The sequence below is a fragment of the Kribbella sp. NPDC002412 genome, from assembly GCF_053592935.1.
In genome coordinates this window covers 111,227-123,815 of the sequence record NZ_JBSFBL010000021.1, presented here as the reverse complement: position 1 = coordinate 123,815, position 12,589 = coordinate 111,227, and the positions used below count along the sequence as shown (strand labels likewise).

Genomic DNA, 12,589 nt, shown 5'->3' with positions numbered 1-12,589 from the left:
AGAGGCCTGTGCACACAGGCCTCTCGTTCTTTTGCAGCCGTGTTGCGGATGATGCCAATAGCAGACCACGGCTTGACTTTCGTGGATTGCAGGAATGTAATTTCAACCGTGTCGTTCGTTGGACACTCGGTATCGGGGACCGTTGCAGAGCGCAGGACGGACGAGGTCAGGCATGTGGACCGCAAACCCACATGTACAGGGGAACGAACAGGGTCGAGGAGGTCGTACCGTGACAGAGGGCCTGATGGCGATTGTCGACGGTGAGGCGATCGAGGAGGAGCCGAACTGGCAGGAAAGGGCGCTGTGCGCCCAGACCGACCCAGAGGCTTTCTTCCCGGAGAAGGGCGGATCCACCCGCGAGGCGAAGAAGGTCTGCCTCGGCTGTGACGTCCGGGGCGAGTGCCTCGAGTACGCACTGCAGAACGACGAGCGCTTCGGGATCTGGGGCGGGCTGTCGGAGCGGGAGCGCCGCAAGCTGAAGAAAAAGGCCGTCTGAGGCCCCGCTGATCGGTTCGGTCCGGTGCCCTGCCACCAGGCCGCGATCGGCAACAATGCAGGACAACTCGAGAGATACACCCGCGGAGGCCCCGGCTCGACATCTGTCGCCGGGGCCCGCGGCTGTCCACAGGTGATGGGGTGAGCGGGGCATAGCTCACCGTGGCGGCTGTATGGTGAGTCCTCGTCGCGACTCCCAGGAGGCGCGGTGAACGCCGTCCACAGCCCCGCAAAGGTGTTACAGCTCCGCATGGAACAAGAAGCTCCGGCCGGCTGGGAGTTCTTCGACGCTGTCGACTTCCCGACCGACCACACCGACGACCCGATGGGTCGCCCGCGGGTCCGGCATGTCGTCACCGCGGTCGTGGTCGGACACGAGGGCGCGGCCTGGCTGCCCCGGTTGTCCGAAGCGCTCTGGGCCCTCAATCCACGCCCCGACCGGTTGATCGCTGTCGACACCGGATCCACCGACGACACCGCCGAGCTGCTCGCCGCGATGCCCGGCGTCGAGCCCGTGGTCAGCGTCTCCGCCCGCACCGGTTTCGGTACGGCGGTGGCCCGCGGCATCGAGGCGGTCGGCTTCGCGCCGATCCCGTCCGCCGTCGGTCCGTACGGCGACGACGGCCACATGCCTGTGGTCGAGTGGCTGTGGCTGCTGCACGACGACTGCGCGCCGGCCCCGAAGGCGCTGGAGAAGTTGTTGCTTCAGGCCACGATTGCGCCGGACGTCGGCGTCTGGGGCCCGAAGCTGCGGCTCTGGCCGCGGGACCGGGAGCTGCTCGAGGTCGGTGTCACCACCTCGCTCGGCGGCCGCCGCGACACCGGCATCGAGAACGGCGAGCTCGACCAGGGTCAGCACGACCAGCTGCGGAGCGTGCTCGCGGTCAGCTCGGCCGGCATGCTCGTCCGTCGCGACGTCTGGGAAGCACTGCACGGGTTCGACCCGCGGCTGCCGATGTTCCGCGACGACATCGACTTCGGCTGGCGCGCCAGCCGCGCCGGCTACAAGGTCGGCGTCGCACCGGACGCAGTCGTCTACCACGCACAGGCAGCCGCGACCGGTGACCGCGCACTGGCCGGCACCCGGCGGCACGCCTACCAGCTCGACCGCTCGCACGCGTACTACACCGTGCTGGCCAACGCGCCCGGCAAGCTGCTGCCGCTGCTGATCCTTCGCTTCCTGTTCGGCACGATCCTGCGCTCGATCTGGTTCCTGCTCGGCAAGACGCCGTCCGGCGCCGTCGACGAGTGGACCGCACTGCTCGGCACGTTGCTCGCGGGTGGCTGGACCCAGGCCCGCAGGGACCGCCGCAGCCTCGACCGGGTGCCGTACGACGACATCAAGGGATTGTTCTCCCGGTCTGTGCACGCCTTGCGGCACAACCTGGAGGAGACGACCAGCACGATCTCCGAGCGGATCCGCGAAGCCTGGGCGGACGAGCCGGAAGAACAGGTCGTCACCACTGCACGCCGTGCGAAGTCCACTGCGCGCGTAGCCGTCGACCAGCCGCGTTGGCGTCGGCAGCTGATCCGCCGGCCGTTCCTGATCGCCTGGGTCTTCCTGGCGATCGGTGCGTTCGTCGCCGGGCGCAGCCTGATCGGTGGCGGCGTGCTGCGATCCAACCTGCTGCTGCCTGCGCACGAAACACTCGGCGCGCTCTGGCAAGCCGCGGCCTCTGCACCGCCCGGCGTGACACCGCCTGCTTGGCTTGGACAGTTCTGGGCCTTCTCCGCAGTGATGTTCGGTCCGTCCGGTGCGACGGACGTGCTGCTCCTCGGTGCCGTCCCGTTGGCCGGTCTGGCCGCGTGGGTTCTGCTGCGCGCGTTCGTCATGGACCGTGTCGCGCGAGCCTGGGGCGCATCGGCGTACGGGCTTGCGGTGTTCACCAACGGAGCGATCACGCAGGGCCGGATCGGCACGGTTGTGGCGGCGATCGTGCTGCCGTTGCTCGGTGCTGCTGTGCACACGGTCGCCCGGCGGCGTCGCGTCATCATCCAGGGCAGCTGGCGGGCGGCGTGGTTCGCGGGGATCTGCCAGGCGGTGCTGTTCGCGTTCACACCGGCGCTGGGTCTGCTGGTCAGCGTGACGCTTGTCCTCGGCGCCGTGCTCGGGCTCGGGTGGCGTCGGCAGGGGCGCCAGCTCGTGTTCTCCGTCGTACTGGGTCTGCTGCTGGTGCTGCCGTGGACGATCCAGTTGGTGCTGCACCCGTCGCGGCTCGGGCAGGAAGCGGGCGGACCGCCGACTGCCGCAGTCGGCCCGGGGGACAGCCTGCCGCACCTTCTGACCGGTACGCCGATTGGTGCGCCGACGCCGTGGTGGTTCGTCGTACCGCTGATTCTGGTGGCCTTGGTCAGCCTGCTGCGGGAGTCGCGCCAGCGGTACGAGTTGCTCGGATGGTTCGCCGCCCTGCTGGGTCTGCTCGGGACGCTCGTCGCCAGCCGGCTCGGTGGCGGCAGCGGTCCGCTGATGTTCCTGATGACCGCGGGCTGGATCGTCGCGGTGACCGTGGCGTGGGACTCGGTCGGCAAGTCCACCGACCTCATCGTGCAGGGCGTGCTCGGGATCGTGCTGGTGACCACGATCGTGACGGCCGGGTTCTGGCTGGTGCGTGGCGCCGACGGCCCGTTGTGGCGCGGTCCGGCTCAAGACCTCCCGGCGTACCTGATCTCCGCGCAGGATCCGCCGGAGGACGCATCCGTGCTGGTCGTGCGCAAGGACGGGAACAACCCGATGCGGTACTCGCTGGTGAAGGACGGCGGTCCGCGGATGGGTTCGCTGGAGGCCGCGCCGAAGCCGGAGCAGACCAAGCCGATCACGGATGTGCTGTCGACGCTCGGCGGTGGCGGCACGGGTGAAGAGGGCCGGCAGTTGGCCGCGCTCGCGATCGACTACGTCTACCTGCCGGCGCCGGTCGACTCGACGCTGCAGGCGACGCTCGACTCGCTGCCCGGCCTGACCCGGGCCAGCGCCGACGACGGCGACGCGGCCTGGCTGGTCGATCGCTCGGAGGACCCGGGCAGCACGCCGCTCACCTACGACACGCACAGCGTGTGGCGGGTGCTCGGAGTGATCGCCTGGATCATCGCGCTGATCTTCTGCCTGCCGACAGTCCGCCGGACAGTCGCGATGCCGCACGGCACCCACGCAAGGAGGGACCGATGAGGCGACTGCTCTCGGACGCGCGGATCCGGCTCGGGGCCTGCGTGCTGGCGATGGCCGCCGCGGCCGGCCTCGGCGTGGTGACGCACGCCAAGGAGCCGGAGACCCGGGCCGAGGCCACCGGCGAGCCGGCCCGCACAGTGGTGAACCGTACGGCGCTGTCCTGCCCGGCCCTCGCGGGCGGCGGCAAGCTGACGAGCGTGGTGAACGCGGTGTCGCCGACCCTGCCCGAAGGGACCCCGACCGCCGCGGGCGACGAGACGCCGCTGGCGATCGCGCCGCTGTCGGAGAACGCCAACCCGGCCGGTTCGCTGCTGGTGCGCGGCAAGATCGGGTCGAGCACCCCGGTCACGAAGCCCGCGCCGCTGTCGATTCGCGGCGTCGGCCCGCTGGCCGCCGGCACCGTCGGCACGAGTACGACGACCTCCATCGAAGGCGTGAACGAGGGCATGGCGAGCACGCCCTGCCAGCTGCCCGGCTCGGACTTCTGGTTCGTCGGAGCCTCCGGCGCGACCGACCGGCGCGACGTCCTGGTGCTGACCAACCTGGACAGCATCAACGCCGAGGTGAACGTCGCCATCTATGCGCGCAGCGGTCCCCAGGACCTGCCTGCGGCTCGCGGCATCGTCGTACCGGCGCGGGGGACGACCGAGCTCTACCTCGGGCTGGTCGCCCGGAACCTGCGGGACATCGCGCTGCACGTCGAGTCCACCGGCGGCCGGGTCGCGCCGGCGCTGCGGGACAACGCGACCAACGGCAAGAAGCCCGCCGGTGTGGACTGGCTGAACCCGTCGGCGCCGCCGGCGACCAAGGTGTTCGTGCCTGCGGTCGCGCCAGGCGCCGGGCTGCGGATCCTGTCGGTGGCGAACCCGGGCGACCTGCAGGCGACCGCCGGGCTGACCGTGCACGGGCCGAACGGGCCGTTCAAGCCGGCCGGCCTGGAGACCGTGCAGATCCCGGCCGGTTCGGTGAAGACGTTCCGGCTCGACCCGGTGCTGCACGGCGATCCCAGCGCGGTCACGGTGACCGCTGACCAGCCGGTCACGGCGTCGATGCGGATGGTGGACGCGAGTGGCAGCGACTTCGCGTCACTCGGGTCGGCCGAGGCGCTGACCGGTCCGGCGTACCTGGTGCTGCCGGCGCACAAGCAGCCGGCGATCCTGCAGGTGACCGCGCCGGGCAAGAACGGCAGTGTGAAGTTCGAGCTCCGGGACGCGAACGGCCGCGTGCTGAACACGCGGGCCCTGGACGTGCTCGCCGGCGCGACCGCCCAGATCTCGTTCCCGGCTCAGCCCCGTGCGACGTACCTGATGGTCGAGCAGACCCGGGGCACGATGATCGCGGGCGTCACGTTGATGCCGGCCGCCAAGCCGGACGAGGACGACGTCGCTCAGGTGGCCGCGTGGCCGCTCAACACGTCACTGGTGTTCCGGGCGCAGCTGGGCGCCCAGCCCGACGTCCGGGCCGCGCTGCGGTAGTCAGCCTTCGGAGGAGTTCGCGCCGGGGTCCTGCAGCATCCGCAGGTGACCTCGGCGGGCCACCTCGACCGGCGCGCCCGGCGCGCCGCGACCCGGCTCACGCGGGGGCAGCGGGCGGGCTGCTTCGCGAACCGCGTTCGCCAACGCCTCGAGGTCGTCCGACGACGGTCCGGCAGCGGCCGGGTCCGGGGCCAGCCGGATGACTTCCCACCCGTTCGGCGCGGTCAGCCGGTCGGCGTGGTCGGCGCACAGGTCGTAGCAGTGCGGTTCGGCGTACGTCGCCAACGGGCCGAGCACACAGGTGGAGTCGGCGTACACGTACGTGAGCGTCGACACAGCCGGCTTGTGACAGGCGGCGCGCGAACAGATCCTGGCGATGCTCACGACCAGACGTTACCCCCACTAGGCTGAGCGCGTGACCGAGGCTCGCCGTCATCGCAGGCACATCGACCGCCACGGCCGCGGCATGCTCGGCCCGATCAGCCGGCCGAGCAAGTTCGCGCCCCGCGGCCTGCCGCTGCAGCGGTCCGCCGCGGCCCAGTTCGACGAGGTGGTCGCGGTCGAGGTGACCCGGCTGGAGAAACGGCTGCCGCAGGTCGTCGCCCGGGTCGAGTTCGCGATCGAGGACGTGCCGAACCTCGACCTGGACGCGGTCGAGATCCCGCTCACCCACTCCAGCGGCGGCACCTCGCACGAGCCGTACCGGATCGTGGTCTTCCGCCGCCCGATCGAGCTGCGGGCCGAACGGTCCGCGACCAGCCTGGCCTGGCTGGTCCGGTCCGCGCTGGTGCTCGAGCTGGCCGACGTACTGGCGCTGTCACCCGAGCAGATCGACCCGGACTTCGAGTCCGGCGACGACTGAGGGCCGTAGAACCACCCGATCCACTGGTGTCGGAACGTGTTCCGCACTGTGGGAAGCGGTTTGTGACCTTCGTTGTCATTGCGAGAGGATCGTGGGTGTGAACGATCAAAAACTGCGCGTCGGAGTGATCGGCCTGGGCTTCGCCGGGCGGACGGCGCTGGAGGCCTTCTCCGAGTTGCCGGACGTCGAGGTGCTGGCGCTGGCCGGTCTGGAGAAGGACACGCTGACCACCCTGGGCGAGAAGCACCACGTCCCGCACCTGTACGAGAAGTGGGAGGACCTGCTCGAGACCGAGGGCCTGGAGGCGGTCAGCATCGGCACGCCGACCCAGCTGCACGCCCCGATCGCCCTGAAGGCGCTGGAGAAGGGCCTGCACGTCCTCTGCGAGAAGCCGCTGGCCCGCACGGTCGCCGAGGGCACCGCGATGGTCGAGGCCTCGAAGAAGGCCGGCAAGGTGCTGAAGGTCATCTTCAACCACCGTGAGCGCGGTGACGTCGCGGCGCTGAAGCACCAGATCGACGAGGGCCAGCTGGGCCGGGTCTACTACGCGAAGGCGCACTGGATGCGCCGCAACGGCATCCCGGGCATGGGCGGCTGGTTCACCAACCGCGAGCTGTCCGGTGGCGGCCCGCTGATCGACCTCGGCGTGCACATCCTCGACCTGGCCCTGCACCTGCTGGGCGAGCCGCAGGTGTCGACGGTCAGCGCGAGCACGTTCGCCGAGCTGGGCCCGCGCGGCAAGGGCAGCACCGTGCCGAACGCGAGCACCCTCGGGTCGGCGTTCGAGGTGGAGGACCTGGCCACGGCGTACCTGCGGTTGCAGGGCGGCGGCGCGCTGCAGCTGGAGACCAGCTGGGCGACCTACCGCGCCCCCGGCGACAACTTCGGGATCGAGCTGTTCGGCACCGACGGCGGCGCCAAGATCGAGGTGCAGAACTACACGACCGTCGACACCCTGCGCATCTTCACCGATGTCGGCGGCGTGCCGGCCGAGGTGAAGCCGGCGACCGGCGCCGGGCTCGGCCACCGCGCGGTGGTCCAGGAGTTCGTCCGGATCGTCCAGAGCGGCGACTGGGCCGCACACAACGGGTCCGAGGCGCTGCTGCGGACCGAGGTCATCGACGCCTGCTACGCCTCGGCGAAGGCGGGACGAGAGGTTGTTCTCCATGACTGATCCGATTCGCGTCACCGTCTGGGGCGAGAACGTGCACGACCAGCGCGACGCCTCGGTCCAGAAGGTCTACCCGGACACCATGCACGAGACGATCGCCGCCGCCGTACGCGCCAAGCTCGGCGACAACGTGGTGGTCCGGACGGCGTGGCTGCAGCAGCCCGAGCACGGGCTGACCGAGGAGGTGCTGGCCGAGACCGACGTACTCACCTGGTGGGGGCACGCCGCGCACGGTGACGTCGAGGACGCGGTCGTCGAGCGGGTGCAGCGTCATGTGCTGTCCGGCATGGGCCTGATCGCGCTGCACTCGGCGCACTTCAGCAAGATCTTCATCCGGCTGATGGGCACCACCTGCTCGCTGGACTGGCGGTCCGACAACGACCGCGAGCTGCTCTGGACCGTGGCCGCCGGCCACCCGATCGCGCAGGGCGTCCCGCACCCGCTGGTGATCGAGCGCGAGGAGATGTACGGCGAGCTGTTCGACATCCCGCAGCCGGACGAGCTGGTGTTCGTGAGCTCGTTCTCCGGCGGCGAGGTGTTCCGCTCCGGCTGCTGCTACCGGCGCGGCCAGGGCCGGGTCTTCTACTTCCGCCCCGGCGACCAGGAGTACCCGACGTACCACCAGCCGGAGGTCCAGCAGATCATCGCCAACGCGGTCGGCTGGGCGGCTCCGACGAGCCCGCGGCAGCTCCCGGAGGTTCACCACCGGAAGCACCCGGGCTGGTTCGACAACGCCTGAGACCTGGGCTCGAGCGGCGCCTCTGAGTGTCAGAGGCGCCGCTGCCAGGTCAGGTGGCCTTCGTCCATCGTGGCGTGGCCGTCGGCGCCGGCTGCGACGTTCGGGTCGTGGGTGGCGATGACCACCGCGGCGCCGCGACGGGCTTCGCGGCGCAGCAGGTCGAGGACTCGCTCCCGGTTCGTGCCGTCGAGCTCGCTGGTCGACTCGTCGGCCAGGATGACGCGGCCCTGCTGGGCGAGCCCGCGAGCGACGGCGATGCGTTGCTGCTCGCCGCCGGACAGCTCCTCGACCAGGTGGTCGCCGCTGTCCTGCAGCCCCACGTCGACCAGCGCCTGCTCGACGTGCCGGTCCACCGCGTCCGGCTCGTTGCGTTTGGCAAGGAGTGGCAGCGCGAGGTTCTCCCGCGCGGTCAGCACCCGGGCCAGGCCGTTGCCTTGTGGGATCAGTACGACGCCGTGCGCCGCGGCCGCGGGCCGGTCGGTGATCGTGAGGCCGTCCACCTCGACCATGCCGGACTTCGCCGGGACCGCGCCGGCGATCGCCCAGAGCAGCGAGCTCTTGCCGGCTCCGGACGGCCCGCTGACCGCGAGGACGAACCCGGGCGGCACGCGCAGGGACACGTCGGCCACGGCGATCAGATCGTCGTACGCGACGGTGAGGTTGGTGACCGTGATCACGACTGACCTTCTTGCTGGATCGGGCTCAGGCGAACCTCGCCGGCCTCGGTGGTGGTGACGCGGAGCAGGGTCCCAGGTGGCAACAGCTCGGCGACATGTGGCGGCAGCGGCAACGACCCGTCGGTGGCGACGACCGCGAACTCCTCGCCGCTGCGCCCTTCGGACGCGATCCGCCCGTCGCGGATCGTGACGGTGCGGGGGAGCACCGCGGCGACCTCGGGATCGTGGGTGATCAGCAGCACCGTCATGCCGGTGCTGTCGTTGATGGTCGAGATCGCGGCGAGGACCTCGTCCCGGGCCCGGTGGTCCAGTTGGCTGGTCGGCTCGTCGGCCAGCAGCAGGCCGGGGAACGTGGCGATCCCCACCGCGACTGCGCAGAGCTGGATCTGCCCGGGCGTCAGCGAGGTCAGCGGGCTCCGGGCCTGGTCGGTCAGACCGACCAGCTCGAGCACTTCCTCCGGCTTCGGCAGGGAAGGGTCGCGAGACGCGGCGCGCTGTGCGTACCGGACGTTGTCCACCGGTGACAGGTACGGGACGAGGTTGCGCCCGGCACCTTGCAACACGATGCCGACGTCCCGCGCGCGCATCCGGTCGAGCTCGGGCTCGGTCATCGTCGCCAGGTTGTGCTCGCCGATCTGGAGCCGCCCGGCGCTCGGCGTCAGCAAGCCACCACACAGCTGCAGCAGCGTCGACTTGCCGGCCCCGGACGGGCCCAGCAGACCGACCAGCTCACCGGGCCGCACGGTGATGCCGATTCCCGACAAGGCAGCGACGTCGTGGCCCTGGCTGCGGTAGATGTGGACCAGGCCGCTGGTGCTGATCGCGAGTCCGCTCATGACAGCTCCTCCCGAATCCGGCTGTAGCCGGCCCGCCGGTTCACAGTGGTGCCCAGCACCAGCGTGGTCGCCGTCAGCACCACGGTGCCGGCCAGCCAGAGGATGACCGCTCCGGGCCAGTTGATCGCCAGGTCGAGTGGCACCGGCGACGGTTCGGAGGTCTCCGCGAAGAGCGGGAACATCGGTAGCGCGATGTGGGCGCCGACGACACCGCACGCCGACCCGAGCAGAGCTGCCAGCGCGACCGGTCCGGTGTGCTCCCAGCGCGCCGCCCCTCCGGTCGTCGTCGCCGGTACGCCGTTGATCCGCAGGCTCGCGTAGTCCTGGGCCCGGGACCGCCAGGAGCTGACGCCCATCAGCAGCAGCACGATGATTGCGAGGGCCCAGCTGGCGAGGCCGACGACCGGAGTGAGCTGGAGCGCGAGCGCGCTGGCGGAGCGCCCGTACCCGGCGATGCGGTCCGACTGCCGATCGACGAGGGTCGGGGTGATTCCGGCCGCGGTGAGGTCCGCGATGATCTTGTCGACGTTCGCGAGCCCGTCGGCGTTGAGCCAGAGCTCGAAGTCGGTCGAGGTGTCGTCGACGCTGCCGCCGAGCCGCCGTACGGTCTCCAGGTCGAGGACGGCGACGCGCTCGCTGTGCCGCGGCATCGGGGTGTGCAGGCTGTCGAGCTTGTGGATCGGGATCGAGAGCCCGTCGAGGCCGGGCACGGTCTGGACCTCGCTGACGGCGAAGTCCGGACTCACCAGCGCCGGGACCGGCGTCGGGATGGCGGCGTACTGGAGGTTCTGGTCGCCGCCGACACTGGCCACCTTGAGGGTCAGCCCGTTCGACAGGCTCCCGGCCTCGATGGTGCCCTGGTTGTCGGCTCCTGTCTGCGGGCCGCTCACCCAGTCCTGCGCCCGGCCCAGCGGGATCGACTGCTGGGTGTCGGTCGCCAGTTGGCTGATCGCGATGTCGCCCTTGACGCCCGCGGTGTCACCGACCTCGCGGGCCACCCCGAGCCGGATCAGGTGACACGACGGCCGGCAGTCGATCGGCGTACTCAGCCGGACCGGCTTGCCGGCGCGCAACGGCAGTGGGGGGAACTGGACCAGGTAGCGCGCACCTCGGCGCTGGTTGATCACGGTCGCCTGCAGGACGACGGACCTGGCCTGCTCGTCGGACGGCGGAACCATACCCTCACTGGACGGCGGCACGTACGGCGTCATCGCGCCGAGACTCGCGGTCACCATCAGCCGTTCGCCGGTCAGCTCGATCGGCTTCGGCTCCGTGGGCGCCTGGAGGTTGCGGAAGCCCTCGGCATCGGTGAGTTCGTCGCCGCGGAAGGCGATCCGCCGGTAGCCGTCCGGCTCGATCAGCACGGCGCGCAGGCTCTCGGTGGACGGCGGCTGAGAGAGAACGACCGGGGTCAGCCATTGCCGGTCCGGATCGACCTTGTCGACCGCCGCGGTGAAGTCGCCGAGGTTGGTGGTGTCCATCGCCAGGACCGCCTCGGCGCCGGTCTCGTACCCTGCCCGCGTCTCCCTGTTGCGGTCAGCGACCGAAGAGGCCTGACCGGCGAACGACACCAAGCCGGTCGCCACCGCGACCACGGCGACGAGCCGCGTCACGGCCGGACGCCGGGACACCTGCAGAGCGCCGAGCGCGAGACCCAGACGCCCCTTGCGCAGAGCGTGACGGCTCAGCAGCCCGGCCGCCGGCAGCAGCAAATGGGCGAACGCCAGACCGGCCGCCAGAGCGAGCAAGGTCGGGGTCAGCACGGGCAACGGACCTCGTCCACCATTGGTCAATCCGCTGACCAGTCCGGCCGATGCGAGAACGATGACGGTGAGATCGATCAGGCCGATGGCTCGGTGCCGCCGGCGGGGCGGGATCCGCCGGAGCAGGCTGGAGATCGGCTGGCGGACGACCGCACGGATCGACAGCGCGACCACCGCCAGCCCGGCCAGCGCCGCCAAGGCGGCCGCGGCCGGAACCGTCCACGGCATCTCCACCGGCGCTGCGCCGCCCAGCCAGGCGGCCCGGACCACGAGAAGCAGGACGAAGCCGGAGGTCACGCCGACCGCCGTACCGAGCAGAACCGGCACGCTCAGCTCGATGGCGAGTGCCCGGCCGATCCGGCCGGCGCCTGACCCGCGCAGTCGCGCGACAGCCAGCTCCGGGCGGCGCTGGTCGACCACAGCGGCCAGGGCCAACCCCAGCACGACCACACCGAACAGAGCGACCTGCACCATCACGAGCGGGATGATCGTGCCCGCCTGCCGGCGCTCGGCCTGGATCCCGTCGATGACGTCGATCAGCCCGGAGTTGTTCCTGGCGTCGAGGCCGAGCTCGGAGTTGCGGGCTTCGAGCTGATCGGTCACCTGCCGGATGCGGTCCAGGTCGTCGACTCGCGCGCTCCCCGGCTGCGGTCGGGTGTCCAGCGTCGAGTGGTAGCCCCATCGCCCCGCGGCGAACGTGTCGCGCTCGGTGAGCAGGAAGTCGGCCTCCGCCGGTCTGCTCTCGCTGGCCGGCCTCGAGTGGCCGGTCGGTCCGCGGCCGAACCAGTAGGTGGCCTCGTCTTCCGCCTGGTAGATCCCGACCACTCGGAGTCCGCGATCCGTGTAGCTGCTGGTCTCCGCCTTGATCGTTGCCCCGACCGTCGCGCCGAAGTTCTTCGCGTCCGCGGTCGACGCGACCACTTCACCGGGGCCGCTCGGGCACCTGCCGGCGGTCAGCACGAGCTGGCCGCAGTAGCCGTCCCGCCAGACCAGCCGGCCCCCGATCGTCGCCTTGTCCTTGCTGAGACCCCAGGTCACGCCGACGGTCATCCCGTACGACGGTGGGGTGAACAACGGCTTCAGGTCAGCCGGGACGAGCTGGGCCAGATCCTCGGGCGCGGTCGGATCGGTCGGGCCGGAGACCGCCGTCGGAGGGGCCGCGTCCAGCTGCCAGGCCGCCGCGTTCCACTGACGGGTCAGCGTCTCGGTCGCGACCGTCTGCTCGACCGCCCGGGCGAACCAGGGCGCGAACGCAGCGCACGTGCCGATCAACAAGCTGACGCCGGCCAGGACCAGGGCTTGGGACCACCGGTACCGCAGAGCCTGCCGCAGGAACATCGAATGGCCACCCCCCAGCCGCCAGGCCACCCCGGTCGGTGGACCAGGCCCGAAGATACGGAACGAGGGG

At 70.9% G+C, this 12,589-nt stretch carries 10 protein-coding genes; 6 read left to right on the top strand and 4 right to left on the bottom strand.

Annotated features, from left to right (window positions below):
* Nucleotides 1-244 precede the first annotated feature (244 nt).
* From ACWCOV_RS19055 to ACWCOV_RS19045, 3 genes are all read left to right on the top strand, one after another.
* Nucleotides 245-496 carry a WhiB family transcriptional regulator gene (locus ACWCOV_RS19055; protein ID WP_020389877.1) on the top strand — a complete coding sequence of 84 codons (252 nt, stop codon included), beginning with the start codon at nucleotides 245-247 and terminating at the stop codon, nucleotides 494-496.
* Nucleotides 497-745: 249 nt separating this feature from the next.
* A complete protein-coding gene (locus ACWCOV_RS19050; RefSeq protein WP_449830593.1) occupies nucleotides 746-3,658 on the top strand; it encodes a glycosyltransferase in 2,913 nt (970 codons plus the stop codon).
* On the top strand, nucleotides 3,655-5,133 hold the full coding sequence (locus ACWCOV_RS19045) for a DUF5719 family protein (protein WP_449830592.1): 1,479 nt from the start codon (nucleotides 3,655-3,657) through the stop codon (nucleotides 5,131-5,133). Before ACWCOV_RS19050 ends, ACWCOV_RS19045 begins: the two co-directional genes overlap by 4 nt.
* Here ACWCOV_RS19045 and ACWCOV_RS19040 read toward each other — a convergent pair whose 3' ends face one another.
* The gene (locus ACWCOV_RS19040) at nucleotides 5,134-5,517 is read right to left on the bottom strand and encodes a DUF3499 domain-containing protein (protein ID WP_360521722.1); all 384 of its coding nucleotides are present in this window, start codon (nucleotides 5,515-5,517) and stop codon (nucleotides 5,134-5,136) included.
* Nucleotides 5,518-5,548: 31 nt separating this feature from the next.
* Between ACWCOV_RS19040 and ACWCOV_RS19035 the strand changes: the two genes are divergently transcribed.
* From ACWCOV_RS19035 to ACWCOV_RS19025, 3 genes are all read left to right on the top strand, one after another.
* A complete protein-coding gene (locus ACWCOV_RS19035) occupies nucleotides 5,549-5,995 on the top strand; it encodes a metallopeptidase family protein (RefSeq protein WP_449830591.1) in 447 nt (148 codons plus the stop codon).
* Between the two features lie 97 nt (nucleotides 5,996-6,092).
* Nucleotides 6,093-7,169, top strand: a complete 1,077-nt coding sequence (locus ACWCOV_RS19030) for a Gfo/Idh/MocA family protein (RefSeq protein ID WP_449830590.1) — start codon at nucleotides 6,093-6,095, stop codon at nucleotides 7,167-7,169.
* A complete protein-coding gene (locus tag ACWCOV_RS19025; RefSeq protein ID WP_449830589.1) occupies nucleotides 7,162-7,905 on the top strand; it encodes a ThuA domain-containing protein in 744 nt (247 codons plus the stop codon). Before ACWCOV_RS19030 ends, ACWCOV_RS19025 begins: the two co-directional genes overlap by 8 nt.
* Before the next feature lie 29 nt (nucleotides 7,906-7,934).
* Here ACWCOV_RS19025 and ACWCOV_RS19020 read toward each other — a convergent pair whose 3' ends face one another.
* The 3 genes from ACWCOV_RS19020 to ACWCOV_RS19010 are packed head-to-tail and all read right to left on the bottom strand — an operon-like array spanning nucleotide 7,935 to nucleotide 12,519.
* The gene (locus tag ACWCOV_RS19020) at nucleotides 7,935-8,582 is read right to left on the bottom strand and encodes an ABC transporter ATP-binding protein (protein WP_449830588.1); all 648 of its coding nucleotides are present in this window, start codon (nucleotides 8,580-8,582) and stop codon (nucleotides 7,935-7,937) included.
* On the bottom strand, nucleotides 8,579-9,418 hold the full coding sequence (locus tag ACWCOV_RS19015) for an ABC transporter ATP-binding protein (RefSeq protein ID WP_449830587.1): 840 nt from the start codon (nucleotides 9,416-9,418) through the stop codon (nucleotides 8,579-8,581). The genes ACWCOV_RS19020 and ACWCOV_RS19015 overlap by 4 nt, the downstream gene beginning before the upstream one ends.
* Nucleotides 9,415-12,519, bottom strand: coding sequence for an FtsX-like permease family protein (locus ACWCOV_RS19010; RefSeq protein ID WP_449830586.1), 3,105 nt, complete (start codon nucleotides 12,517-12,519; stop codon nucleotides 9,415-9,417). The genes ACWCOV_RS19015 and ACWCOV_RS19010 overlap by 4 nt, the downstream gene beginning before the upstream one ends.
* Between the last annotated feature and the right edge of the window lie 70 nt (nucleotides 12,520-12,589).

Coding starts and splice junctions, on each gene's coding strand:
- ACWCOV_RS19055 (WP_020389877.1), top strand. CDS start 245: ATGGCGATTGTCGACGGTGAGGCGATCGAGGAGGAGCCGAACTGGCAG.
- ACWCOV_RS19050 (WP_449830593.1), top strand. CDS start 746: ATGGAACAAGAAGCTCCGGCCGGCTGGGAGTTCTTCGACGCTGTCGAC.
- ACWCOV_RS19045 (WP_449830592.1), top strand. CDS start 3,655: ATGAGGCGACTGCTCTCGGACGCGCGGATCCGGCTCGGGGCCTGCGTG.
- ACWCOV_RS19025 (WP_449830589.1), top strand. CDS start 7,162: ATGACTGATCCGATTCGCGTCACCGTCTGGGGCGAGAACGTGCACGAC.
- ACWCOV_RS19015 (WP_449830587.1), bottom strand. CDS start 9,418: ATGAGCGGACTCGCGATCAGCACCAGCGGCCTGGTCCACATCTACCGC.
- ACWCOV_RS19010 (WP_449830586.1), bottom strand. CDS start 12,519: ATGTTCCTGCGGCAGGCTCTGCGGTACCGGTGGTCCCAAGCCCTGGTC.